Source organism: Micromonospora sp. NPDC047521, from assembly GCF_055587305.1.
This window is the reverse complement of the sequence record NZ_JBVJGN010000003.1, coordinates 1-23,370: the sequence shown is the minus strand read 5'-3', so window position 1 is coordinate 23,370 and position 23,370 is coordinate 1. Positions and strand designations below refer to the sequence as shown.

Annotated in this window: 21 protein-coding genes and 1 rRNA gene; 6 read left to right on the top strand and 16 right to left on the bottom strand. The window is 71.6% G+C overall.

Annotation, left to right across the window (positions count from 1 at the left end; all coding sequences use genetic code 11):
- Positions 1-202 precede the first annotated feature (202 nt).
- From mycP to ACZ6N8_RS07620, 9 genes are all read right to left on the bottom strand, one after another.
- Positions 203-1,534 (bottom strand): type VII secretion-associated serine protease mycosin, encoded by a 1,332-nt coding sequence (mycP, locus tag ACZ6N8_RS07660; RefSeq protein WP_466008395.1) that lies wholly within the window; start codon positions 1,532-1,534, stop codon positions 203-205.
- Between the two features lie 10 nt (positions 1,535-1,544).
- Positions 1,545-3,008 carry a hypothetical protein gene (locus tag ACZ6N8_RS07655; protein WP_466008393.1) on the bottom strand — a complete coding sequence of 488 codons (1,464 nt, stop codon included), beginning with the start codon at positions 3,006-3,008 and terminating at the stop codon, positions 1,545-1,547.
- Positions 3,009-3,018: 10 nt separating this feature from the next.
- On the bottom strand, positions 3,019-3,459 hold the full coding sequence (locus ACZ6N8_RS07650) for a hypothetical protein (protein WP_466008392.1): 441 nt from the start codon (positions 3,457-3,459) through the stop codon (positions 3,019-3,021).
- A 114-nt stretch (positions 3,460-3,573) separates the two neighbouring features.
- Positions 3,574-3,768 carry a hypothetical protein gene (locus ACZ6N8_RS07645; protein WP_466008390.1) on the bottom strand — a complete coding sequence of 65 codons (195 nt, stop codon included), beginning with the start codon at positions 3,766-3,768 and terminating at the stop codon, positions 3,574-3,576.
- Positions 3,758-4,126 (bottom strand): YbaB/EbfC family nucleoid-associated protein, encoded by a 369-nt coding sequence (locus tag ACZ6N8_RS07640; protein WP_466008388.1) that lies wholly within the window; start codon positions 4,124-4,126, stop codon positions 3,758-3,760. The genes ACZ6N8_RS07645 and ACZ6N8_RS07640 overlap by 11 nt, the downstream gene beginning before the upstream one ends.
- Positions 4,123-4,533 (bottom strand): YbaB/EbfC family nucleoid-associated protein, encoded by a 411-nt coding sequence (locus tag ACZ6N8_RS07635; RefSeq protein ID WP_466008387.1) that lies wholly within the window; start codon positions 4,531-4,533, stop codon positions 4,123-4,125. The genes ACZ6N8_RS07640 and ACZ6N8_RS07635 overlap by 4 nt, the downstream gene beginning before the upstream one ends.
- A gap of 20 nt (positions 4,534-4,553) precedes the next feature.
- Positions 4,554-5,288, bottom strand: a complete 735-nt coding sequence (locus ACZ6N8_RS07630; protein WP_466008385.1) for a hypothetical protein — start codon at positions 5,286-5,288, stop codon at positions 4,554-4,556.
- 44 nt (positions 5,289-5,332) lie between these two features.
- Positions 5,333-5,641: a type VII secretion target gene (locus ACZ6N8_RS07625; protein ID WP_466008383.1), complete on the bottom strand. Its 309-nt coding sequence runs from the start codon at positions 5,639-5,641 to the stop codon at positions 5,333-5,335.
- Positions 5,642-5,751: 110 nt separating this feature from the next.
- Positions 5,752-7,746, bottom strand: coding sequence for a TIGR03960 family B12-binding radical SAM protein (locus ACZ6N8_RS07620; protein WP_466008381.1), 1,995 nt, complete (start codon positions 7,744-7,746; stop codon positions 5,752-5,754).
- A 106-nt stretch (positions 7,747-7,852) separates the two neighbouring features.
- On the opposite strand from ACZ6N8_RS07620, the gene ACZ6N8_RS07615 reads away from it, so the two are divergent.
- Entirely contained in the window at positions 7,853-9,148 is a 1,296-nt protein-coding gene (locus ACZ6N8_RS07615; protein ID WP_466008380.1) for a hypothetical protein, read from the top strand.
- Positions 9,149-9,157: 9 nt separating this feature from the next.
- Here ACZ6N8_RS07615 and ACZ6N8_RS07610 read toward each other — a convergent pair whose 3' ends face one another.
- Complete coding sequence (locus ACZ6N8_RS07610; RefSeq protein ID WP_466008378.1) at positions 9,158-9,847, bottom strand: lysophospholipid acyltransferase family protein; 690 nt, start codon at positions 9,845-9,847, stop codon at positions 9,158-9,160.
- Positions 9,848-9,943: 96 nt separating this feature from the next.
- Positions 9,944-13,090 (bottom strand): isoleucine--tRNA ligase, encoded by a 3,147-nt coding sequence (ileS, locus tag ACZ6N8_RS07605; protein WP_466008377.1) that lies wholly within the window; start codon positions 13,088-13,090, stop codon positions 9,944-9,946.
- 308 nt (positions 13,091-13,398) lie between these two features.
- Between ileS and ACZ6N8_RS07600 the strand changes: the two genes are divergently transcribed.
- The 3 genes from ACZ6N8_RS07600 (at position 13,399) to sigJ (ending at position 16,107) form a co-directional block, all read left to right on the top strand.
- Positions 13,399-14,418, top strand: coding sequence for an ArsR family transcriptional regulator (locus ACZ6N8_RS07600; protein ID WP_466008375.1), 1,020 nt, complete (start codon positions 13,399-13,401; stop codon positions 14,416-14,418).
- Positions 14,419-14,803: 385 nt separating this feature from the next.
- Complete coding sequence (locus ACZ6N8_RS07595; protein WP_466008373.1) at positions 14,804-15,235, top strand: carboxymuconolactone decarboxylase family protein; 432 nt, start codon at positions 14,804-14,806, stop codon at positions 15,233-15,235.
- On the top strand, positions 15,232-16,107 hold the full coding sequence (gene sigJ / locus ACZ6N8_RS07590; RefSeq protein ID WP_466008371.1) for an RNA polymerase sigma factor SigJ: 876 nt from the start codon (positions 15,232-15,234) through the stop codon (positions 16,105-16,107). Before ACZ6N8_RS07595 ends, sigJ begins: the two co-directional genes overlap by 4 nt.
- A 10-nt stretch (positions 16,108-16,117) precedes the next feature.
- Here sigJ and ndk read toward each other — a convergent pair whose 3' ends face one another.
- The gene (gene ndk, locus ACZ6N8_RS07585) at positions 16,118-16,543 is read right to left on the bottom strand and encodes a nucleoside-diphosphate kinase (RefSeq protein ID WP_363689346.1); all 426 of its coding nucleotides are present in this window, start codon (positions 16,541-16,543) and stop codon (positions 16,118-16,120) included.
- Between the two features lie 142 nt (positions 16,544-16,685).
- Between ndk and ACZ6N8_RS07580 the strand changes: the two genes are divergently transcribed.
- Complete coding sequence (locus ACZ6N8_RS07580; protein WP_466008369.1) at positions 16,686-18,110, top strand: VOC family protein; 1,425 nt, start codon at positions 16,686-16,688, stop codon at positions 18,108-18,110.
- A gap of 3 nt (positions 18,111-18,113) precedes the next feature.
- On the opposite strand, the gene ACZ6N8_RS07575 is transcribed toward ACZ6N8_RS07580, so the two are convergent.
- Genes ACZ6N8_RS07575 through ACZ6N8_RS07565 form a run of 3 tightly spaced genes read right to left on the bottom strand, consistent with a single transcriptional unit; the run spans position 18,114 to position 22,419 of the window.
- A complete protein-coding gene (locus tag ACZ6N8_RS07575) occupies positions 18,114-18,473 on the bottom strand; it encodes a DUF4233 domain-containing protein (RefSeq protein ID WP_364362222.1) in 360 nt (119 codons plus the stop codon).
- Positions 18,470-19,804 carry a bifunctional folylpolyglutamate synthase/dihydrofolate synthase gene (locus ACZ6N8_RS07570; protein WP_466008368.1) on the bottom strand — a complete coding sequence of 445 codons (1,335 nt, stop codon included), beginning with the start codon at positions 19,802-19,804 and terminating at the stop codon, positions 18,470-18,472. Before ACZ6N8_RS07570 ends, ACZ6N8_RS07575 begins: the two co-directional genes overlap by 4 nt.
- A complete protein-coding gene (locus tag ACZ6N8_RS07565) occupies positions 19,801-22,419 on the bottom strand; it encodes a valine--tRNA ligase (protein ID WP_466008366.1) in 2,619 nt (872 codons plus the stop codon). Before ACZ6N8_RS07565 ends, ACZ6N8_RS07570 begins: the two co-directional genes overlap by 4 nt.
- A gap of 69 nt (positions 22,420-22,488) precedes the next feature.
- On the opposite strand from ACZ6N8_RS07565, the gene ACZ6N8_RS07560 reads away from it, so the two are divergent.
- Positions 22,489-23,175: a hypothetical protein gene (locus ACZ6N8_RS07560; RefSeq protein WP_466008364.1), complete on the top strand. Its 687-nt coding sequence runs from the start codon at positions 22,489-22,491 to the stop codon at positions 23,173-23,175.
- 104 nt (positions 23,176-23,279) lie between these two features.
- Here ACZ6N8_RS07560 and rrf read toward each other — a convergent pair.
- Positions 23,280-23,370: ribosomal RNA gene (gene rrf / locus ACZ6N8_RS07555) — 5S ribosomal RNA — on the bottom strand; the annotation flags it as partial.

Here is a 23,370-nt window from a genome sequence, read left to right as displayed (position 1 = left end):
TGGCGATCGTGGGCTCCCTGGGGTGTACCTGCGTGTCCACCCATCCTGACGCAGGGCTCGTGGCGACAGCCCACCGGGGCAGCCGGATCGACCCGTCGAACCGGCGCAAACCGGTCAGCGAGGCCCGGTCGACCCTGCCCGCGACGACGACGGACGGCCGACGACCCGCAGGTCATCGGCCGGCCGACGAGCGGGAAGAGAGCTAACGCTCCCTCGGCGGGGCGGGCGGCGTCGCACCCGGCGGGGCGTAACCCGGCGGGGGGGCGTACCCGGGCGGCGGGGCGTAACCCTCCGGTGGGGCGTACCCCTCCGGGGGCTCGAGGTCGAGCAGGTCGTCCGGGATGTCGGCCGGCAGGGTCGCCTCGCGGCGGTACCGGCGGCGGTTCCAGATCAGGAAGACCCCGAGCCCCAGCAGGAGCACAAGCACCACGGCGATGCCGATCGCGATCACCATGACCTGCTCGTCCGTCGGGCCGCCCTGGTCGCCGTACTGGGTGACGTCGAACTCCTCGTCGGACGCGTCCCCGCGGGCCGGTGTCGGCTCGGTCACGGCCGACGGATCCAGCAGTGGGTTGGCGGCCACCCGCGGCACGTTCGCGCTCAACGCGGTCACCGGGTCGATCAGGCCGAAGCCGTACTGCGGATCCCGACCGGCCGGGCCGGCGTCCCGGGCGGTCCGGATGATCCGGTTGATCACGTTGGCGGCGTCCAGGTTCGGATACTTCGCCCGGATCAACGCGGCCACACCCGACACGATCGCCGCCGAGTCGGAGGTGCCGTCACCCCACCCGTAGCCCCTGCCGGGCCCCACGTTGTAGACGTCGTCGCCGGGCGCGGCGATCACCGCCTCCGGCCCGTTGGCCGACCCGGACCAGAAGGCGCCACCCCGGGTGGTGCCGGTGACGGCGAGCACGCCGGGAACGGTGGCGGGAGCGGCCACCTGTACGAGGCCCGCGGCGAGGTTGCCGGCGGAGACCACCACGACGACGTCCCGGTCCAGGGCGTACCTGATGGCGCTCTCCTCCTCCGGAGTGACCGCCGAGGGCTTGCCCTGGGACAGGTTGATCACTTTCGCGCCGCCGTCCACGGCCATCCGGATGCCGCGGGAGACCGCGCCGTCGTCATACGGCTTGTCCTTGCCCGCGTACAGCTTGATGGGCAGGATCCGCGCGTCGGGGGCGATGCCGTCGACACCGTCGCTGCCGGCGTTCGTCGCCGCGATGATGCCGGACAGGTGGGTGCCGTGCCCGTCCTCGTCGGCCCGGCCGTCACCGCCGGCGCCGTAGCTGCGGCCACCGGCGAGCACCTGACCCTTCAGATCCGGGTGGCCGGCGTCGACGCCGCTGTCGATCACGGCCACGACCACGCCACGCCCGGTCGAGAGCTTCTGTGCCTGCTCGATCCGGAGCTCGTCCAGATACCACTGTTCGACTCGTCGGGGCGCGGCGGCCGCCGGTTGAGCGGCCCCCAGCACCAGGAGCCCCGCCAGCAGGCCAGCCGCGACCGGCCGGAGTGCTCCGACGTCCACCCTCATCCGTCCATCCTCATCGCAGGACACCCGGGGACGCACCGTCACCGGGGCCCCACGGATCGTCGTCCTCAGTCAACCACGACGAGTGCTCCGAGCCGGTACCGCCGCCGCCGTGTCCGGCGCCGCCCGCGCCGCCCATCATGCCGCCGCCCATCATGCCGGCCCCGCCACGGGCACCGCCCGCCATTCCGGCGCCGCCCGCTCCGGGCCCGCCGGCCCCCGCACGCAGCGCGTTCGCCGCGCTCGTCAACGGCGGCACCTTGCCGTTGCCACCACCGACCATGCCGGGGATACCGCCCACGCCGATCCCGCCGGCCGCGCCCAGGCCACCACCGCCGGCCCCGATCCCACCGGCCGCACCGACACCACCGCCGCCGAAGCCACCGCCCGCACCGCCCAGCCCGGCGCTGCCCACACCCGCGCTGCCCAGGCCGCCACCGCCGTACCCGCCGCCGAGACCCCCGGGCCCGGCACCGGCCAGACCGCTCGAGTAGTCCTCGTCGCCACCCGGGTAAGCCGTGGACGGCGGGGCGAACGGGTCGGTCCCCGTCGGCGAGGGGCCGCCGCCAGGACCGCCGATCGTGGGTGGCGACAACGGGTCGACGCTTGACGGGGGCCGGTTGCCGACGTCACCGATGCCGGGTGGCCTGCTGCCGATGTCCGGAGTGCCACCGACATCGACGTTGCCCTTACCGATGTCGCCGGTGTCGGGGCGACCCGTCGGCGGCACCCGGTCGTCGGGTCGGTAGGTGTCCTGCTTACCCGAGGGACTCGCCACGACCAGCTTGGGACGCTCCGTGTACACCGCCAGGGGCAGCGGCGACATCGCCGAGTTCGCCGCCTCCTTGTTGTCGCTGTACCACTTGTTCAGGCGGGAATCCGTGTCCCACAGACCACCACGCTTCTGGTCACCGGCCTGGCCGTCGACCTTCATGGTCGCCTCCAGGTCGTCGGCCTTGTCGCGGAACGCGCCGTCGGCGTACGACGCGGGATTGCTCTGGTAGTCCTTTCGGAGCGCGGCCAGGAACCCCGTCGTGCTCTCGCCGTCGCGGGCGTCGTCGAGCTCGGTGCCGTTGGGCAGACTCCACTCGTTCCACCCGAAGTCGTCCATCAGCGGGATCGGGATCGTCGAGACCGCCCGGCGGATGTCCCCCTCGATCCGCGTCAACGCGCCGCTGACATTGCTCGCGTCCGTGATCAACGCCTCGACCTGCTTACCGATCTCACCGAGGTGCTCGCGGTACGCGTCACCGCCGCTGCCCCTCCAACCGGCGAGCATGGCGGGCAACCCGCCGACGTGCGGACGCTCCTGACCGGTCGCGATCGGGCCGACGAACGACCGGCCGACAAGCGCGTCGCGCAGATAACCCAGACCGGTGGAGAGGCTGTTCCAGCCCACCCCGACCGAACCGACCGTGTCCGGGTCGGAGGAGAGCGTCACCTCGCGGACGCACCGCTCCCAGGTTCCTCCAGCCATGCCGTCCCCCTCAGGCCGTGTACGGGTAGGTGGGCGCGCCGCCGGCCGTGGGAGGCGGCGCCGCGGCGTCGAGCAGGCGTTCGATCTCCTTGCCGTTCGCGGCGTTGCGCGCCTCGGCGTCCCGGAACGCCTTGGCGATGTCCTCGGTGCCCTTCTTCAGCCCTTCGAGCTTCTCGGAGAGCATCGTGAGGTGCACCTCCATGTTGCTCGTGGAGGTCTCCAGGGCACGCCACTGCGTACGGGCGTCCTCGAAGGCGCCGAAGGGGGTGCCGTTGGGGACCGTCTGGGCGTTGGTGCTGTCGCCCTTCATCCGCTCCTTGACACGCTCCAACTCGTACTTGATGGTGTCGTCGACGTACTGCTTCAGCCGCTCGATGTACGTGGCGGCCGCGTCCAGGTCCTCCACGCTGACCTGAAGGTCGCCGGTGTTCGGCGGTGGAATGTCCCCCATGCGGTTCCTCCCCGTTCCCGACCCCCCGGTCGGTCCATGTCAGACGCAGCGTATCGAGTGCGGCCACGCCGAGGCAGCCCCAGCCATCGCTAATCGTAACCACCGCTGTCTATCTCAGCGACGCAGTTGCGGGACCAGCAGTGCAATAGCGAGCCCCACCAGGGCCAACGGGCCCAGGAGAACGGCTACGCCGCTCCAGGCCGCCTCGCTACGCACCGCCTGGACGACCTCCAGGACCACCAGACCCACGAGGATCACGGCGGTCACCGAGAGCATCACCACCAGCACACGGGCCTTGTCAGGACTCATCGCCCGTCCTCCCACGCGGCACCAGCGACATCGGATCGGCGAGGAAGGTGTCGACGTCGACGCCCCCGAGCCGCAGACCGGACATGATCTCCGAGCGGCGCTGGTCGGCCAGCGCCTCGGCGGCGCGGACCGCCTCCACCACCGCCTCGCCGAGCGTGATGTTGTCCACCGTCCGGTGGGCCCGCGCCGCGACAGAGATGTCCAGCAACTCCTTCCCGCCGGACACCCTGGCGGTCACCAGGCCGTCCGCGGCGGTACCGACGAACTCCTCCCGGGCCAGTTGACTGGTCCCGCTGGTGGCCGTCTCCAGCAGTGCCGTCATCTCCGTGACCAGCCACGCGATGTCGACCCTCCTCATCGGAGCCCCCGCGTCGCATCGCGCCACACCGTCAGCGGGTCCTGCGCGCCGGCGTCCCAGTCGACCGGATCCGCCGCGACGTCGTCGAGGCTGGCCCGGATGGTCTGCGCCAGGACGAGCCGGGCCGCGGTCACCGCCTGGCGGCAGTGCGTGCCGAGGAGGTCGGCGGGCAGGTCACGCACCGCCCGCGCGCTGATCCGTACGTCCGTCACCTCGCCCGCCCCATCGACGACTGCCGCGACCGTTCCGGTCTCGTCGAACCCCTCGTACGTCCGCTCCCGGGTCTCGGTCACCAACGCCACGAGATCCCGGGTGGCCTCCTCGGCGCGGCGCAACGCGGGTTCGTACGCCTCGGTGCGGGTCACCTCCCGGACGGAGTCGACGGCCCTGCGGTAGGCATCACTCATCACTGCTCCGTTCGTCGGACTCAGTTGCCCGGTACCACGATCTCCTTGTTCCAGCTCTCCGGGTCGCTGACGATCTCCCGGTAGCGGTCCCCGATCCGTGCGCTCTCGGCGTCGACCTTGTCCCCGGTCAGCTCGAACCCGCGCTTGAGCTGGGCCACGGCCGTGCCGATCGCGCTGTTCGCGCCGCGCATGGCCTGCATGAGCCCGACGATTGCGGTGATGATGGCGGTCACGAACGCGGCCCAACTGCCGATGACCGCCCACTTGAGGGCGGGGCCGGCCGGGCCTGCGGTGTTGGCGGCGATGCAGCCGACGATCGCGAGGCCGGTGCCCACCGACCAGGCCCAGAAGAGCGTCTCGAGCCCGTCGGCGACTGTGTTGCACCCCGACGAGGTCGTGATGGCCAGTTCCTTGAGCGCGTCCAGCGGCTCGACGACCTTGGTGGTCAGGAAGTTCTTGAAGACCTCGGCGCCGCCGCCCTTCCACAGCCCGTCGACCTCGCCGTGGAGTCGGGACAGCCGGCCGGCCAGGGTGGAGAACTCCTCGGCGAGGCCGGTCCACTTGTCGTCGGCCTCCTGGAACGGCGCCCAGCTGCGAATGTTCATGACGGCGATCGGGCTGACGTAGGCCATCGCCAGCGCCCCCGCGCCGGACGGCTCGGCGGCCACGGCGAGCATCCCGCCCAGAGCGATGATGACCGCATCCAGGCCGATCGTGCGCGCCGTGTCGACGCCGGACACCACATTGTCCGTCACAGCTCACCCCCGTTTGCCGTCGAAGAAGAGAACCGGGCCCGTACTCAGTCCAGAGCCGTGTCGAACGACTGGCCGTGCCGCTGCTCCATCGTCTTGTAGTGCTCGACGACCCGGCCGAGCCCCTGCGCGACCTCGCCGAGCGCGGCGGCGAGCGCCGACACGGCCTGCGTGGTCGTCTCGTGCATCTCGTCGTAGGCGGCGGAGAACCCCGCGTCGAACGCCGGCGCGGCTCCGGAGGGCAGCCGCAGGTATTCGATCTTGGGGAGCACGCCGGAACGCAGCGACTCCGCCGTCCCCGACATCTCCGAGGCGAGTTCGCCGAGCTTGCCGGTGTTCATGGAGAATTCGGACACCACGCCTCCCGCACCAACGCCTGTCACCCACCGGGCCTGAGCCCGGTGGGTGACGTGTCGGGTATGGAGGGTAGCGGCTCAGCGCATTCGCCGCTGCCCTGCGGGAGCGGTCAGGCGGGGTTGCCGGCCGCCGGCACCTTCATGCCGTTGCCGCCCAGCGGGGTGAGCGGGAGCAGCTTGCGGCCGGTCGGGCCGATCTGGATCTCGGTGTCCATCGAGGGGCAGACACCGCAGTCGAAGCACGGCGTCCAGCGGCAGTCGTCCTGCTCGAACTCGCTGAGCGAATCCTGCCAGTCCTGCCAGAGCCAGTCCTTGTCCAGCCCCGAGTCCAGGTGGTCCCAGGGCAGGACCTCCAGCTCGTCGCGCTGGCGGGTGGTGTACCAGTCGAGGTCCACCCCGAACGTCGGCAGTGTCTCGGCCGCGGCGTCCACCCAGCGCTGGTAGGAGAAGTGCTCGCTCCAGCCGTCGAAGCGGCCGCCGTTCTCCCACACCCTGCGGATCACCGAGCCGACCCGGCGGTCGCCCCGGGAGAGCAGCCCTTCGATGAGCGAGGGCTCGCCGTCGTGGTAGCGGTAGCCGATGGCCCGGCCCAGTGAGCGGTCCGAGTTGATCGCCTGCTTGAGGATCTTGAGCCGGTGGTCGATGACCTCCGGACGCTCCATCGGCGCCCACTGGAACGGAGTGTGCGGCTTCGGCACGAACCCGCCGATGGAGACGGTGCAGCGGATGTCCTTGGAACCCGTCGCGGCCCGCCCCGCCTTGATCACCTCGTGCGCCATGTCGGCGATCTCGAGGACGTCCTCGTCGGTCTCGGTGGGCAGGCCGCACATGAAGTACAGCTTCACCTGTCGCCAGCCGTTGCTGTACGCGGTGACGACTGTGCGGATGAGGTCTTCCTTCGACACCATCTTGTTGATGACCTTGCGGATCCGCTCCGACCCGCCCTCCGGGGCGAAGGTCAGGCCGGTACGCCTCCCGTTGCGGGACAGCTCCTGGGCGAGGTCGATGTTGAACGCGTCCACCCGGGTCGACGGCAGCGACAGCGAGACGTTAGTGCCCTCGTACTGCTGGGCCAGGCCCGAGCACATGTCACCGATCTCGGAGTGGTCCGCCGAGGAGAGCGACAGCAGGCCCACCTCGGAGAAGCCGGAGAACTCCAGCCCCTCGCGGACCATCTGCCCGACGGTCGTGATCGACCGCTCCCGCACCGGCCGGGTGATCATGCCGGCCTGACAGAACCGGCAACCCCGGGTGCAGCCCCGGAAGATCTCCACCGCGTACCGCTCGTGCACCGTCTCGGCCAACGGGACCAGGGGCTTCTTCGGGTACGGCCAGGCGTCCAGGTCCATCGTCGTGCGCTTGTGCACCCGGAACGGCACGTCCGCCCGGTTCGGTACGACCCGCTGGATTCGCCCGTCGGGGAGGTAGTCGACGTCGTAGAAGCGTGGCACGTACACGCTCTCGGTGCGGGCCAGCCGCAGCAGCAGCTCGTCGCGGCCACCCGGGCAGCCCTCGGCCTTCCAGTCCCGGACGATCGCGGTGATCTCCAGAACCGCCTCCTCGCCGTCACCGAGCACTGCGGCGTCGATGAAGTCGGCGATCGGCTCCGGGTTGAACGCGGCGTGCCCACCGGCCACGATCACCGGGTCGGCGTCGGTGCGGTCGGCGGCAAGCATCGGGATGCCGGCCAGGTCGATCGCGGTGAGCATGTTCGTGTAACCCAGCTCGGTGGAGAACGAGATGCCGAACACGTCGAACTCGCGGACCGACCGGTGCGCGTCGACGGTGAACTGCGGCACGCCGTGCGTGCGCATCAGGCTCTCCAGGTCCGGCCAGACCGCGTACGTCCGCTCGGCGAGGGTGTCGGGCAGCTCGTTGAGCACCTCGTACAGGATCTGCACGCCCTGGTTGGGCAGGCCCACCTCGTACGCGTCGGGATACATCAGCGCCCAGCGCACGGTCGCGGCGTCCCAGTCCTTGACCACCGCGCCCAACTCGCCGCCGACGTACTGGATGGGCTTGGAAACCTGAGGGAGCAGCGGCTCCAGCCGGGGCCAGACGGAATTGGTCGCGGCCGCGCGCGGCGTCGTGGACGGGGCACTCATGATGCCCAAGGGTACGCGCCCGTCCGGCGGTGACCGCGCGCACGCCCGATCGCGGTGGTGGCGGCGCGGTACTAACCTCGGACCGGCGCGAGAGGAGATTGCCGCGATGCCGGAGCCCCAGCCGGGAGCACGGCCGGCCGACGGGAGCACCCCGGGCACGGAGCCGGAACGGGACCCGGCGGTCGCCGACGAGCCGACCTCCCCACCCGTACCCCCGGACCAGCCCGACCCCTCGGACCAGCCCCGACCCTCGGACCAGCGCGACCCGGCGGATTCGCCGGCCGCCACCGCGGACGTCCTCGCCGAGAAGGGCGCCGAGCCGACCGCCGCCGAGGCGGGCAAGGCCGCGACCGCGGAGACGCCCGCGCCCCGGTGGAGCGGGTCTGCGCCGGTTCCTCCCCCGCTGCCTCGTCGGCAGGGCTGGGGCGCGTCGACCGAGCCGACCCCGCCACCGCCGGTGCCCCACGAGCCTCCGGAGCACCGCACCCCTGTCGACCCGTGGGCCGGCGTGGACACCGGCGGCTGGGACCTGCCGTCCGCCGAGCTGCCCCCACTGCCCCCGACGCTGCCGTATCCCACACCGCCGTCGACCCGGCAGTGGTCCGGTCCACCGGCTCCCCCTGCCGCTCCGCAGCAGGTGTCACCGCCGGCCGCGCCCATGCCGCCGCACGCCGCGCGGCCCGTCCCGCCGACCCGGCCGATGTCTCCCGCGCCGCCACCGCAGCGGCCGGTGTCACCGCCCGCGCCGGCCCCCGTGCCCAAGCAGCGTCGAGGCCGGCGCACGCCACCGCCACCACCGGCGCCGCCCGGCTGGCAGGCCCCCAGGGGGTACGTGCCGGTCCCGGTCCGGCGGCGACGCCGCTGGCCGTGGCTGCTGCTGCTCACGCTCGCCTGCTGCTGCGGTTGTCCCGCCTACTACGGGTTCCCGATCTCGGCCCAGTACCCGGCCCGGGCGGCTCTGCCCGACCAGGTGGAGGACCTCAGCCTGCGTCAGGACGACGGCAGCGCCGCGACCGCCAGGCGTCTGGAGAGTGAGGTACGCAACGAGCACTGGCTGGCCGAGGACACGTTTGCCGGGGTCTACTCCACGACGAGCGGCAAGCGGGTGACCGTCTTCGGCGGCACCGGCTTCCGGCTGAGCCCGGAGTCGGACGCGGAGGCGGAGATCAGCCGCCTCACCGAGCGGTACGCGCTGGGCACCGCCGAGACCGTGGACACAGGTGTGCGGGGCAGGCACGAGCGGTGCGCGGTCGGCCGGGCGGACGGCAGTGACGTGGTGGTCTGCACGTCGGTCGACCACGGCAGCATCGCCACAGGCGTGTTCACCCGGCTGTCCGTCTCCGACAGCGCCGACCTGCTGGGCACCCTGCGCGCCCAGATCGTCCAGCCCGAGCGGGGCTGAGCGGAGGGGTCAGGCCTCGCGGGTGGGGTCCGGGTGGGCGCGCGGCGGGGCGTAGCGGGGCACGTACTCCTGGCCGGTGAGCTTCTGGATCTCGCTCATCAGCTCGTCGGTCATCTGCCGCAGCGACGCGCGGTCGTCCGGCCGGCCGGTGAAGTCCAGCGGCTTGCCGAACCGGACGGTGATCTTGGCAGCGCCGGGGCGGGGCACGCGGGCGCCGATCGGCTGTGCCTTGTCCGTGCCGATCATGCCCACCGGGATGATCGGCACGCCGGCGGAGATGGCCAGTCGGGCCGCCCCGGTCCGCCCCCGGTAGAGCTTGCCGTCCGGCGAGCGGGTGCCCTCCGGGTAGACCACCACCAGGTCACCGCCCTTGAGCGCCGGGATCGCCGCGTCGAACGCGGACAGCGCCGCCCGACCGCCGGCCCGTTCGACCGGAATCGCGCCCAGGCCGGTGAGGACGAACTTGGAGATCGCGCCCTTCACTCCGGTGCCCTTGAAATACTCCGACTTCGCCCAGAACGCCAGGTGCCGGGGCACCACGGTGCCGAGGAACAGTTCGTCGGCCACCGAGAGATGGTTGCCGGCGAAGATCGCGCCGCCGGTCTCCGGCACGTGTTCCAGACCCTCCACGGTCGGGCGGAACGCCACCCGCAGCGTGGGCGCCACGGTCAGCTTGCCGATGGTGTAGAGCAGGGGCACTGGTCCTCCGGCAGATGAGGTGCGAGCAGGCGGTGTCACCGTAGCCGACGCCTCCACACTCCGCCGACGGAGGTGTGGAGGCGTCCGTACGCACGCTTACGAACGACGGACGGTCACCGTCACCCGCTCGCCCTCGCCCACCTCGCCGGCGAAGCCGTCAAGGCCCTCGGCGAAGTCCACCGAGTCGGCCAGGACCTCGCCGGACACGAAGTCGATGTACGCGGCCACCGCCGCGCGCACCTCCTCCGAGGCCGACACCGACACCACGATCCGGTCCGAGACGTCCAGGTCGGCGTCGCGGCGGGCCTGCTGCACGACCCGCACCACGTCGCGGGCCAGCCCCTCGGCGGCCAGCTCCGGGGTGACCTCGGTGTCCAGGACGACCACACCCTCACCGCCGGGCAGCGGCGCGGAGTGCTCGGCGTCGGCCGCGACCAGGCGCAACTCGTACTCGCCCTCGGCCAGGGTGACGCCGGCGGCCACCGGGGCGCCGTCGACCAGCTCCCAGTCGCCCGCCTTGACCGCCTTGATCACCTGCTGGACCTGCTTGCCGACCCGCGGGCCGAGCGCCCGGGGCACCACTGTCAACACCTGCTGGCAGTACGCGGACAGCTCCGCGCTGAACTCCACGGCCTTCACGTTGACCTCGTCGGCGACCAGGTCGGCGAACGGGCGCAACTGCTCCGCCGCCGGCGAGGCCACGGTCAACGTCGACAGCGGCAGCCGCACCCGCAGACCCTTGGCCTTGCGCAGCGACAGCGCCGCCGAGGCGACCGCCCGCACGTTGTCCATCGCCGCGACGAGGTCGTGGTCGGCCGGGAACTCCTCCGCCGACGGCCAGTCGGTCAGGTGCACCGAACGCTCCCCGGTCAGCCCGCGCCAGATCTCCTCGGCGGTCAGCGGCGCCAGCGGCGCCACCACCCGGCAGAGCGTCTCCAGAACCGTCCAGAGGGTGTCGAACGCGTTCGCGTCGCCGGACCAGAACCGGTCCCGGGAGCGGCGCACGTACCAGTTGGTCAGCGCGTCCAGGTAGGACCGGACGGTCGCGCAGGCGCCGGAGATGTCGTACGCGTCCATCTGCGCGCCGACGGTCGACACCAGCTCGTTCGTCTTCGCCAGGATGTACCGGTCCAGCAGGTGCGTCGAGTCGGTACGACGCCGCGCCTGGTGCCCGTCGGCGTTCGCGTAGAGCGAGAAGAAGTACCAGACGTTCCACAGCGGCAGCAGCACCTGCCGCACGGAGTCCCGGACCAGCGTCTCGGTGACCGCCATGTCACCGCCACGCAGCACCGGCGAGGACATCAGCATCCAGCGCATCGCGTCCGAGCCGTACGCGTCGAAGACGTGGTAGACGTCCGGGTAGTTGCGCAGGCTCTTGGACATCTTGCGCCCGTCCGAGCCGAGCAGGATGCCGTGGCTCAGGCAGTTGCGGAACGCCGGCCTGTCGAACAGCGCGGTGGCCAGCACGTGCATCGTGTAGAACCAGCCGCGGGTCTGCCCGATGTACTCGACGATGAAGTCACCCGGGTAGTGGTGCTCGAACCAGTCCGCGTTCTCGAACGGATAGTGCACCTGGGCGAACGGCATCGACCCGGACTCGAACCAGCAGTCCAGCACCTCCGGCACCCGGCGCATCATCGACTGGCCGCTCGGGTCGTCCGGGTTGGGGCGGACCAGGTCGTCCACCTCGGGCCGGTGCAGGTCGGTCAGGCGTACGCCGAAGTCCCGTTCGATGTCCGCGAGGGAGCCGTAGACGTCCAGGCGCGGGTAGTTCGGGTCGTCGGACTTCCACACCGGGATCGGCGAGCCCCAGAACCGGTTCCGGCTGATCGACCAGTCCCGGGCGTTGGCCAGCCACTTGCCGAACGAGCCGTCCTTGATGTGCGCAGGCGTCCAGTTGATCTGCTGGTTGAGCTCGACCATCCGGTCCCGGAACTTCGTCACCGCGACGAACCACGACGACACCGCCTTGTAGACGAGCGGGGTGTCGCAGCGCCAGCAGTGCGGGTACGAGTGGGTGTAGGTGTCCTGGCGCAGCACCACACCCCGCTCCTTCAGCTCCCGGATCACCGGCTTGTTGACGTCGAAGACCTGCTCACCCTGGTACGGCGGGACCAGCGCGGTGAACCGGGTGTGGTCGTCGACAGTGACGATCGTCGGGATGCCCGCGGCGTTGCAGACGTTCTGGTCGTCCTCACCGAAGGCTGGGGCGAGGTGCACGATCCCGGTGCCGTCCTCGGTGGTGACGAACTCCGCGCCGAGCACCTGGTACGCGTTGTCCCCGGCCTGCTCGACGAGGAAGTCGAACAGCGGCGTGTAGCGGCGTCCGACCAGGTCCCGGCCGTACACCGTGCCGACCTGCTCGAATCCGTCCAGCTCCTTGGCGTACGCGCCGAGCCGGGCGGCGCCCACCACGTACCGTTCGCCGTCGCGCTCCAGCACCGCGTACTCGATGTCGGGCCCGACGGCGAGCGCCAGGTTCGACGGCAGGGTCCACGGCGTGGTCGTCCAGACGCCCAGCCGGACCGGCCCGCGCAGCAGCTCCGGCGCGTTCTCGTCGGCGGTCAGCCCGAACCAGACGGTCAGCGTCGGGTCGTGCCGGTCCCGGTAGACGTCGTCCATCCGGGTCTCGGTGTTCGACAGCGGCGTCTCGCAGCGCCAGCAGTACGCCAGCACCCGGAAGCCCTCGTAGATCAGACCCTTGTCGTGCAGGGTCTTGAAGGCCCACATGACGCTTTCCATGTAGTCCAGGTCGAGCGTCTTGTAGTCGTTCGTGAAGTCGACCCAGCGTGCCTGCCGGTTGATGTACCGCTCCCAGTCCTGGGTGAACTCCAGCACCGAGGTGCGGCAGGCCTCGTTGAACCGGGCCACGCCGAGGTCGAGGATCTCCGCCTTGCTGGTGATGCCGAGCTGCTTCTCCGCGACCACCTCGGCGGGCAGGCCGTGGCAGTCCCAGCCGAAGCGCCGCTCGACGTGCCGCCCGCGCATCGTCTGGTAGCGGGGCACCACGTCCTTGACGTACCCGGTGAAGAGGTGGCCGTAGTGCGGCAGCCCGTTGGCGAACGGCGGACCGTCGTAGAAGACGTACTCGTTCTTGCCGTCGTCGCCGGCCGGACGGGCCTCGACGGAAGCCTCGAAGGTCTTGTCGGCCGTCCAGTGCTCCAGCACCCGGCGCTCGACCGCGGGCAGGTCCGGGCTCGCCGGGACACCGGCGGCGGTCGGGTCGTGCAACGGATAGACCATCGGGGTCGCTCTCCTCGCGCAGCTCACTCAACGTGGGTCTGCGAGGACGAACCTTCCGGGGTACGCCTCGCGACGGCGCTCCCGGGTGGTCCGCGGTACCACCCCGCTTGGCGGTCAGGATCGACCGCCCGCTCATTGCCGGCTGTGACGGGCCGCACCCGTCCGGTTCTACTGGGCCGGTTGCCCGGCTGTTCTTCCGGAGGCTCACCGGTGATGGCCGGGTCATCGCCTTACGGTGCTCAACGATACAAGACCCGCCCCCCACCCCGCCGCCGAGTAAAGCGCGCGCCGGCACCTAGGCTGGCCGGGTGATCCGGATCGAGTTGGACGAACCGACGCTGTCCCGCACCCGGATCGCCACCAGCCCGCTCTGGGAGGTCCTGACCAGCCTGTTCGTGCTGAACCGCCACCCGGCAGAGTCGCCCTGGCCGTACACCGACTGGGCACGGCACGCACGGCGGGTGCTCGACGAGGTGCCGGCGGCCGCGTCGGCCCGGCTGCTGACCGTCGGCCTACCCGCACCGGATTTCCTCAGCCCGATCCCCACGTCGGCCGCGCCGACCCTTGCCGAACAGCTCGCCGAGCTGCGCGCGACGCCGGCTGAGGTGATCGCCGAGCAGATCCCCCGCTACCACGACCCGGACGACCTGCCGGAGTGGCTCGGCCCGTTCGTCACGGATCGGCGGGCCGCCCTGGACCGGCTCGCCGACGGCATCGAGGCGTACTGGGACGCGGCCATCGCGCCGTGGTGGCCGGCGATGCAGGCGGCGCTGGACGAGGAGGTGCTGCACCGGGCGCGGGCGCTCGCCGCGTACGGTCCGGACGCGCTGCTGTCCGACCTGCACGAGCGGGTGCGCTGGGACAAGCCTGTGCTGACGTTGGTGAAGCCGTCGGAGCAGGAGTTCGTGGCGGTGGACCAGCGGCTGCTGCTGATCCCACTGATCTTCTCGCAGGGAGCGCTTGTCTGCGCCACCGACCATCCGGAGATCATCGCCGTCTCCTACCAGGCGCGCGGGGCTGCGGTGCTCGCCGAGGGTGGACCCGCCTCGGCGGGCCGGACGGCGCCGGCCACGGATCGGTTGGCGGTGCTGGTCGGCCGAGGTCGTGCCCAGGTGCTGCGGGCGCTGGTACGCCCGGCCACCACCGCCGGCCTCGCGGCCACCCTGGGGCTCGCCCCGAGCACCGTGTCGGAGCAGCTCTCCGCGCTGCTGGCCGCCGGCGTGGTGCACCGCCGCCGGGTGGGCCGCCGGGTGTTGTACGGCCTGGAACCGGCCGGCCTGGCACTGGTGCAGCTCGTCGGTGACGAGCCGGCGAGCGTCTCGGCCTGAGCATTCGGCTCGATCCGAATCCGTTTCCCACAGGTCCCGGTCACTCCTAGCCTGCGGGTCGCGACCATGCGATCGGGCGATCGGGTGCGTCGCACGTACCGCGGCCTCGGGAGATGGGTCGCGAACCCAGCGTCGGGAGGTCCGGGCGGTCCGCGGCGTCGACCTGGCGGTCGGCAACGGGGAGCTGTCCGGCCTGCCCGGACCGAACGACGCTGGCAGGTCGGGGCCAGGGCGCGGGGAGCGTGGTCCAGAGGGAGGCGATCACTCACGTTTCTCCCGATCCCGACCGGCATGACCGGCGTCACATCCCCGGCTGTCACGTCGTGCCCCCGCTGATCCGTCGTGACGGTGTCGAACCGATCAGGGGAGGAACATCGTGCAGCGGATGAACGCGGCAGAGGTCGCGCCACAGGGATACCAGGCCGTGCTCGGGCTGGAGAAGTACGTCCGGGCGAACGTCGACCACACCGTGCTGGAGCTGGTCAAGCTTCGGGCGTCGATGATCAACGGATGTGCGTTCTGCGTCGACATGCACAGCCGCGAGGCGCTCGACGCCGGCGAGTCGAGCCGTCGGCTCTTCGCGGTGGCCACCTGGCGGGAGGCGCCGTTCTTCGACGAGCGGGAACGGGCCGCGCTGGCGCTCACCGACGCGGTCACCAAGCTCGGTGAGCACGGCGTGCCGGACGAGGTGTGGGACGCCGCCGCGAAGGTCTGGTCGGAGAAGGAACTCGCCGACCTGGTCCTGGCCATTGCCACAATCAACGTGTGGAACCGGATCGGAGTGACCATGCGTCTGGAGCCTCCGGCCCACGTATGACCACCGGGGCTGCAGAGGCGGCCGGTGCGCTCCAGGCGCACCGGCCGATGCTGCTCGGGCTCGCCTACCGCCTGCTGGGCAGCCGGCACGACGCCGAGGACGTGCTCCAGGAGGCGTACCTACGCTGGCTGCGGGTGGACCGATCGGCTGTCGACGAGCCACGCCGGTACCTGTCCCGGGTGGTCACCCGGCTGGCCCTGGACCGGCTGCGGTCGCGGCAGGCGGCCCGCGAGACGTACGTCGGCACGTGGCTTCCCGAGCCGGTGCCGACCGAGCCCTCGCCGTTCGGGCCGCTGGACCGCGCCGAACTGCGCGACTCGCTCTCCACCGCGCTGCTGCACGTGCTGGAGCGGCTCACCCCGCCGGAACGGGCCGTGTACGTCCTGCACACCGCCTTCGAGCTGCCGTACGCGGAGATCGCGGAGATCCTGGACCGGACCCCCGAGGACTGCCGGCAGCTGCACCACCGCGCGGTGACCCGGGTACGGCAGGAGCAGCGGCGGTTCACGGCCAGCCGGTCGGAGCGGGAGCGGCTGCTCGACGCGTTCCTGGCCGCCGCCCGCGACGGCGACCTGGCGACACTCACCGGCCTGGTCGCCTCGGACGCCACGGCCTGGAACGACGGTGGTGGTCGGGTACGCGCGGCCCGCAACCCCGTCTTCGGCGCGGACCGGGTGGCCCGTTTCTTCGCCGGGATCTACGGCCCGGACCGCCACTGGACGATGCGCCGGGTGGAGCTGAACGGCGAGCCGGCCGCCCTGATGACCGGTCAGGACGGCAACACGTACGCCCTCACCATCGCTGCCGCGGATGGTCGGATCACCGGGATCTACGTGGTCGGCAATCCGACGAAGGTGCCCCCGGCCAGCTGAACGGGGAGCGTCAGCCCAGCTCGGGGAACCAGAGCGCGATCTCGCGCTTCGCGCTGTCCGTCGAGTCGGAGGCGTGCACCAGGTTCTCCCGGTTGGACAGCGACAGGTCGCCCCGGATGGTGCCGGCGGCGGCCTTGCGACCGTCGGTCGCCCCGACCAGCCCACGGACCACGTCGATGACCTGGTCGCCGGAGAGCACCAGGGCGACCAGCGGGCCGCCGGTCATGAAGTCCTTCAACGGCGGGTAGAACGCCTTGTCGACGTGCTCGGCGTAGTGCGCGTCGGCGAGCGCCGCGTCCATCGTCCGGTGCACCATCGCGTCGATCCGCAGCCCCTTGCGCTCGAAGCGGGAGAGGACCTCGCCGACCAGGCCGCGGCGAACCGCGTCGGGCTTGATCAGAACGAGGCTGCGCTCATCCGGGCTGTTGCTGGACACGCTGGGTTCCTCCTGTACGCGCTTGACGCTCGGGATCGGTACGGTCAGCCTAGCGACCCGGTCCCGGCGCCGGCGCGGCGGCCGGTCTTTCGCCCGGTGGCCGTTCCGGCCTAGCCTGGCCCTGACCCCCGGGAGGTCCACTGTGGCGAATGGCGGGAACCGACCCATCGCGCCGGTACGCAAGCTGATCGGCACGGTGCTGGGCACCGTGGCCACGTTCGTGGTCCTCTTCGGCCTCGGCATGACGAGCTGGCCGATCGTGGCGATCGGGGTCGCCCTGCTGGTGCTGGCGATCGCGCTGGCCACCGTACGCGGCGGTGGGCGCACCTGGGTGGTCGGTGTGGGCCACGTGCACAGCGCCTCGGAGCCACCCACCCAGTACGCGTTCGGCCGCTGCGAGCTGCAACTGGTGATCGACGCCCCCGGCCTGCCGCCCCGCTCGAAGAAGATCATCGAGCCGCGGGTGCCGGTCTCCAAGTGGCCGTCGCTGGGCCAGACCCTGCCGATCCGGGTCGCCCTGGACGACCAACGGCACGTCAAGGTCCTGTGGGACGAGGTGCCGACGCACGCCGAGACCGCCGCGGCAGTCGCCGACCTCCCCCCGGAGTTCGCCGAGGCGGAGCCCCTGGACGAGATGCTGATCCAGCAGGACGCCCCGCCGTGGGCCGACCGGGCGCCCGACGACGACTTCCGTGACCCGCTCGGCCCCGACCCGCTGCGCGCCGACCCCCTGCGACCCGATCCCCTGCGCGACGATCCGGGCGTCGACCCGGAGGGACGCGAGCCGGTGGTGATGCACCAGAGCCCCGGTGGCCCGGTGGTCCTGGAGGGCGTCGTCGTCGAACAACCCGCCGCCGGCCAGTCGTCAGGCAGCGGGCTGCCCCGGCGGGCCACCCCGGCGCCGCGCCCGCCCGCCGAGGAGCGCTTCGACCAACCCGGTGCCGAACGTTTCGACCCGGTGGAGGCGGACCAGCCCGTACCGCCTGCCGAGCCCCACCTCGACCCGCCCACCGCGCACCGGTTCGACCCGGCCCCCACCCAGCGGTCTGCCGCCACCGACCCACTGGACCCGCTCGACCTGCCCCTGGACGACCCCGCCACCACCACCACGGCGAGCGCCACCGTCAGCGCCGAGGAACTCGACGAGGCGATCTTCGGGTTCGACGGGGGCACCACGGCGGACCCGGCCGGCCCGATCAGCGGGGTGGGGCTGACCCTGCTGGTCACCGACCTGTCCCGGTCGCTCGACTTCTACCGCGACATGCTCGGCTTCACCGAGGTCGACCAGGGAGCGGGCAACGCCGTGCTCGCCTCCGGCACGACCCGGCTGGTGTTGCGCGAGGTCACCGGGGCAGCACCGATCAGCCGCCGACTCGTCCACGTCAACCTCGAGGTGGACGACATCGAGGCGGCGTACGAGCGGCTGCGCGGGTCCGGCGTCCGCTTCACGTACGCCCCCCGCGTCGTCAACCGGGGCAGCAGGCTGGAGGTGTGGGCGGCGGCCTTCCGGGACCCGGACGGCCACGGCATCGCTCTCACCCAGTGGCGTGAACGGGCCGACGCCTGACCGTCAGCCGAGGATGACCCGGCGGACGTGCACCGCGTACGCCCACACCAGGGCGAAGATGACACCAAGCGCGAACAGCGACCAGTGCAGCAGGCCGGACAGCAGCAGCAGGCCCTGGAGCACTGTGCCGGCGTGCCACGCCCAGGGGCGGCGCATCATGCCGGCGATCAGGATGGCGGCCACCGCCAGGGCCACCACGGCAGCGATCGCGCCGCCACTCAGGTCGCCGCCGACCACCCGGATCGGCTGGATCGCCAGCAGCAGCACCAGCGCCTCCAGGGCGAGCGTCCCGGCGCCCAGTCCGCGTACCGCCCGCTGCGGGTCGCGCAGCCCGGACCGGCGCGGCTGCTCCGGGCCGGTCATCGCTTCAGCAGGCGACGGGCGTCGGCCACCGTCACCACCGACCCCGTGACCAGCACCCCGACACCACTCAGCTCGCCGGGGACGTCCTCCTCGGCGAGCGCCACCGCCAACTCGATCGCGTCGGGCATCTCGTCGGCCGACTCCACCCGATCCTCGCCGAAGATCTCCCCGGCCAGGGCGGCGAGTTCCGCCGTCGGCATGGCCCGCGGCGAGCTGTTGCGGGTCACCACCACCACGTCGGCGACCGGCTCCAGCAGCTCCAGCAGGCTTGACGCGTCCTTGTCGGCGAGCACACCGACCACCGCGACGAGCTTGCTGAACGCGAACTCCTCCTGCAACGCGGAGACGGTGGCCGCCATCCCGTGCGGGTTGTGCGCGCCGTCCAGCAGGACGGTCGGGGCGCTGCGCACCCGCTCCAGCCGCCCGGGAGAGCTGGCCGAGGCGAAGCCCTCGCGGACCGCCTCGATGTCGAGCTGGCGCCTGGTCCCGGCGCCCAGGAACGCCTCCACCGCGGCCAGTGCCACCGCGGCGTTCTGCGCCTGGTGCGCGCCGTGCAGCGGGATGAACACGTCCTCGTAGACACCGCCCAGCCCCTGAAGGGTGAGCACCTGGCCGCCGACGGCGACCGCCCGGCGCAGCACGCCGAACTCGGCGCCCTCCCGGGCGATGGTGGCGCCCACCTCGGCGCAGCGTTCGAGCAGCGGTCGCGCGGCCTCCTCCTCCTGCGCCGCGGCGATCACCGTGGCGCCCTGGTGGATGATCCCGGCCTTGGCCAGCGCGATGTCCTGGAGCGTGTCACCGAGCCACTCGGTGTGGTCCAACCCGATCGGGGTGATCACACAGACCCCGGCCTGGATGACGTTCGTGGCGTCCTCGGCGCCCCCGAGGCCCACCTCGACCACCGCGATGTCGACAGGCGCGTCGGCGAACGTGGCGAACGCCAGCGCGGTGGTCATGTCGAAGTACGTGAGCGGCTCGTCCGACCGCGCGTCGACCAGCTCGGCGAGCGGCTTGATCTCCCGGTACACCGCCGCGAACCGCTCCTCGCTGACCGGCTCCCCGTCCAGGCTGATCCGTTCCCGCACCGTCTCCAGGTGCGGGCTGGTGTACCGGCCGGTGTGCAGCCCGAACGCCCGCAGCAGGGAGTCGATCATCCGCGCGGTGGAGGTCTTGCCGTTGGTGCCGGTCAGGTGGATCGAGGGGTACGCCCGCTGCGGACTGCCGAGCAGGTCGAGCAGCGACTCGATGCGGTCCAGCTCGAAGACCATGCGGGTGAAGCCACGGGCGTTCAGCTCGGCCTCGACGGCGGCGAAATCGGTACGGTCGGTCACGAGGGCAGTGTCTCCAGAGCAGCGTTGATCCGGACCAGGTCGGCCTCGGCGGTGGCGAGCCGGTCACGAATCTTCGCGACCACCGGCTCGGGGGCCTTGCCGATGAAGGCCGGGTTGTCGAGCTTCGCCCGGGCCTGCGCGACCTCCTTCTCGGCTGCCGTGCGGTCCTTGGTCAGCCGGGCCCGCTCGGCGGCCACGTCGATCGACCCCCGGGTGTCCAACGCGACACCGACCGCGCCAGGCATGGTCAGCGTGGCGCTGGCCTGGAAGTCTTCACCGGCCGGGTCCAGCCGGACCAGCGAACGGATCAGCGGCTCGTGGGCCGAGATGCCCGCCCCGGACAGCCCGTCCAGGCGGGCTGCCACCCGCTGCGTCGGGCGCAGCCCCTGGTCGGAACGGAACCTGCGGATCTCGGTGACCACCCGCTGCACACCCACCATCTCGGCCTCGGCGGCGTCGTCGACAAGCGAGCGGTCGGCCACCGGCCAGGCGACCGCCTGCACCGTCTCGCCGCCGGTCAGCGCGAGCCACAGCTCCTCGGTGACGAACGGGATGACCGGGTGCAGCAGTCGCAGCAGCTGATCGAGCACGTGCCCGAGCACCCGGCGGCTGGCCTCCGCCCGCTCGCCGCCCTCGGCGAGCACCGGCTTGCTCAGCTCGACGTACCAGTCGCAGACGTCGTCCCAGGCGAAGTGGTACAGCAGGTCGCAGACCTTGGCGAACTCGTACGCCTCGAACTGCTCGTCGACCTCGGCGGTGACGTGCGCCAGCCGGGACAGGATCCACCTGTCGACTGTGGAGAGCTGCTCGGCCGGGGGCAGGTCGCCGGTGGTGTGCGCGCCGTTCATCAGGGCGAAGCGGGTGGCGTTCCAGAGCTTGTTGCAGAAGTTGCGCGAGCCCTGGCACCACTCCTCGCTGACCGGGACGTCCTGACCGGGGTTCGCGCCCCGGGCCAGCGTGAACCGGGTGGCGTCGGCGCCGTACCTGTCGATCCAGTCCAGCGGGTCGACCACGTTGCCGAACGACTTCGACATCTTCTTGCCGAACTGGTCGCGCACCATGCCGTGCAGCGCCACCACGTCGAAGGGCGGCCGGCCGTCCATCGCGTAGAGGCCGAACATCATCATCCGGGCGACCCAGAAGAACAGGATGTCGTACCCGGTGACCAGCACGCTTGTGGGGTAGAACTTCGCCAGGTCCGGGGTCTCCTCGGGCCAGCCGAGGGTGGAGAACGGCCACAGGCCGCTGGAGAACCAGGTGTCCAGGACGTCCTCGTCCTGGTGCCAGCCCTCGCCGGTCGGCGGCGCCTCGTCGGGGCCGACGCAGACGATCTCACCCTCCGGCCCGTACCAGACCGGGATGCGGTGGCCCCACCACAGCTGGCGGGAGATGCACCAGTCGTGCATGTTGTCGACCCAGGCGAAGTAGCGCTTGGCCAGCTCGGCGGGCTCGATGCGCACCCGGCCGTCGCGCACCGCGTCGCCGGCGGCCTGCGCCAGCGGGGCGGTGTTGACGAACCACTGCAACGACAGCCGCGGCTCGACTGTGGTCTTGCACCGCGAGCAGTGCCCGACCGCGTGCACGTACGGACGCTTCTCGGCGACGATCCGGCCCTGCTCGCGCAGCGCGGCCACGATCGCGGGCCGCGCCTCGAACCGGTCCAGTCCCTCGAACGGGCCGGGCACGGTGATCACGCCGCGCTCGTCCATCACGGTCAGCGCGGGCAGGTCGTGGCGCTGGCCGATCTCGAAGTCGTTCGGGTCGTGCGCCGGCGTCACCTTGACCATGCCGGTGCCGAAGGACGGGTCGACGTGCGCGTCGGCGACGATCGGGATCCGGCGGCCGGTCAGCGGCAGCTCGACCTCGGTGCCGATGAGGTGCTGGTAGCGCTCGTCGTCGGGGTGCACCGCCACTGCTGTGTCGCCGAGCATCGTCTCGGCCCGGGTGGTGGCCACGACGACCTCGTCGCTGTAGCGGATCGAGATCAGCTCACCGTCGTCGTCGGTGTGCTCGACCTCGATGTCGGAGAGCGCCGTGAGGCAGCGCGGGCACCAGTTGATGATCCGGTTGGCCCGGTAGATGAGGCCGTCGTCGAAGAGCTTCTTGAAGATGGTCTGGACGGCGCGGCTCAGCCCCTCGTCCATGGTGAAGCGCTCGCGGTCCCAGTCGACGGAGTCGCCGAGGCGGCGCATCTGGCCGAGGATGGCGCCGCCGGACTCGGCCTTCCACTGCCAGACCCGCTCGACGAACTTCTCCCGGCCGAGATCGTGCCGGGACAGACCCTCGGCGGCGAGCTGCCGCTCCACCAGGTTCTGGGTGGCGATGCCGGCGTGGTCCATGCCGGGCAGCCACAGCGCCTCGAAGCCCTGCATCCGCTTACGCCTGGTCAGCGCGTCCATCAGCGTGTGCTCGAACGCGTGGCCCATGTGCAGCGAGCCGGTGACGTTCGGCGGCGGGATGACGATGGTGAAGGGGGGCTTGTCGCTGTCGGCGGAGGCCCGGAAGTGCCCGCCGGCTACCCACTGCTCGTACCGTCGCTGCTCTACCTCGCCGGGCTGGTACTGGCCGGCAAGGGTCGGGGCGTCGGGGCGTCGGGCATCCAGTCTCTCGGTCACCGGACAAGTCTACGGAGGGCTTCGGCGGACCTGACGTGCGCCACCTGCCGTTCGCGTACGGTGTCGGCTATGTCCGACGCACATCTCACCGAACGGTCGCTCGACGGCGGCCGCGAGCCAGTCGAGTTGACCGACGAGCCGATCCGGCTCAGCACCCGCGACTCCGGGGGTGATCCCGACGAGCGACCGGGTGGCTGGTCCCGGCGACGCCGCATCGTGTGGGCGGCGGCCCTCGTGGTCGGTCTGGCGGGCGCCGGTGTGCTGGGTGTCGCCGGGTGGCGGGTGGCGCAGCAGAAGGACACGGAGCTGACCTCACCTGATCGGGTGGCGGGCCTGTCCCGGGACGACAGTGAGCGGGCGAAGAGCACTGCCGACTACCTGCGTAGCGGCCTGGCCGCCGACATCGAGCTGGACAGCAGCTTCGGGACGGTCTACCGCGACCCGTCCGACGAGAAACGGTCCGTCCTGATCTTCGGGGGCACGACCCTGCTGTGGCAGCCGGAACGCGACCTGGACAGCCTCTTCGGCCTGATGTCCGACGAGACCGGTGCGGTGACCGGCCTGCGCGAGATGTCCGCGGGCGACCTGGGCGGCGTGCTCAAGTGTGGCAGCACCAGCGGCGAGGGCGGTGACTTCGCCGTGTGTGGCTGGGCCGACCACGGCAGCGTCGTGATGGCGATGTTCCCGGGGCGTTCGGTCGCCGACGCGGGCTCCCTGATGCGTGACCTGCGTGCCGGCATGCAGACCCGCGGCTGAACACGCCTAGTCGTCGGCGTACCGGTGCCGCGGGTCGGGCTGCGGAAACGGTCCGGGAAACGCAGAACGGGTCACCCGTGAGGGTGACCCGTTCTGGAATGATTGTCCGGCGGCGTCCTACTCTCCCACACCCTCACGAGTGCAGTACCATCGGCGCTGGAGGGCTTAGCTTCCGGGTTCGGAATGTAACCGGGC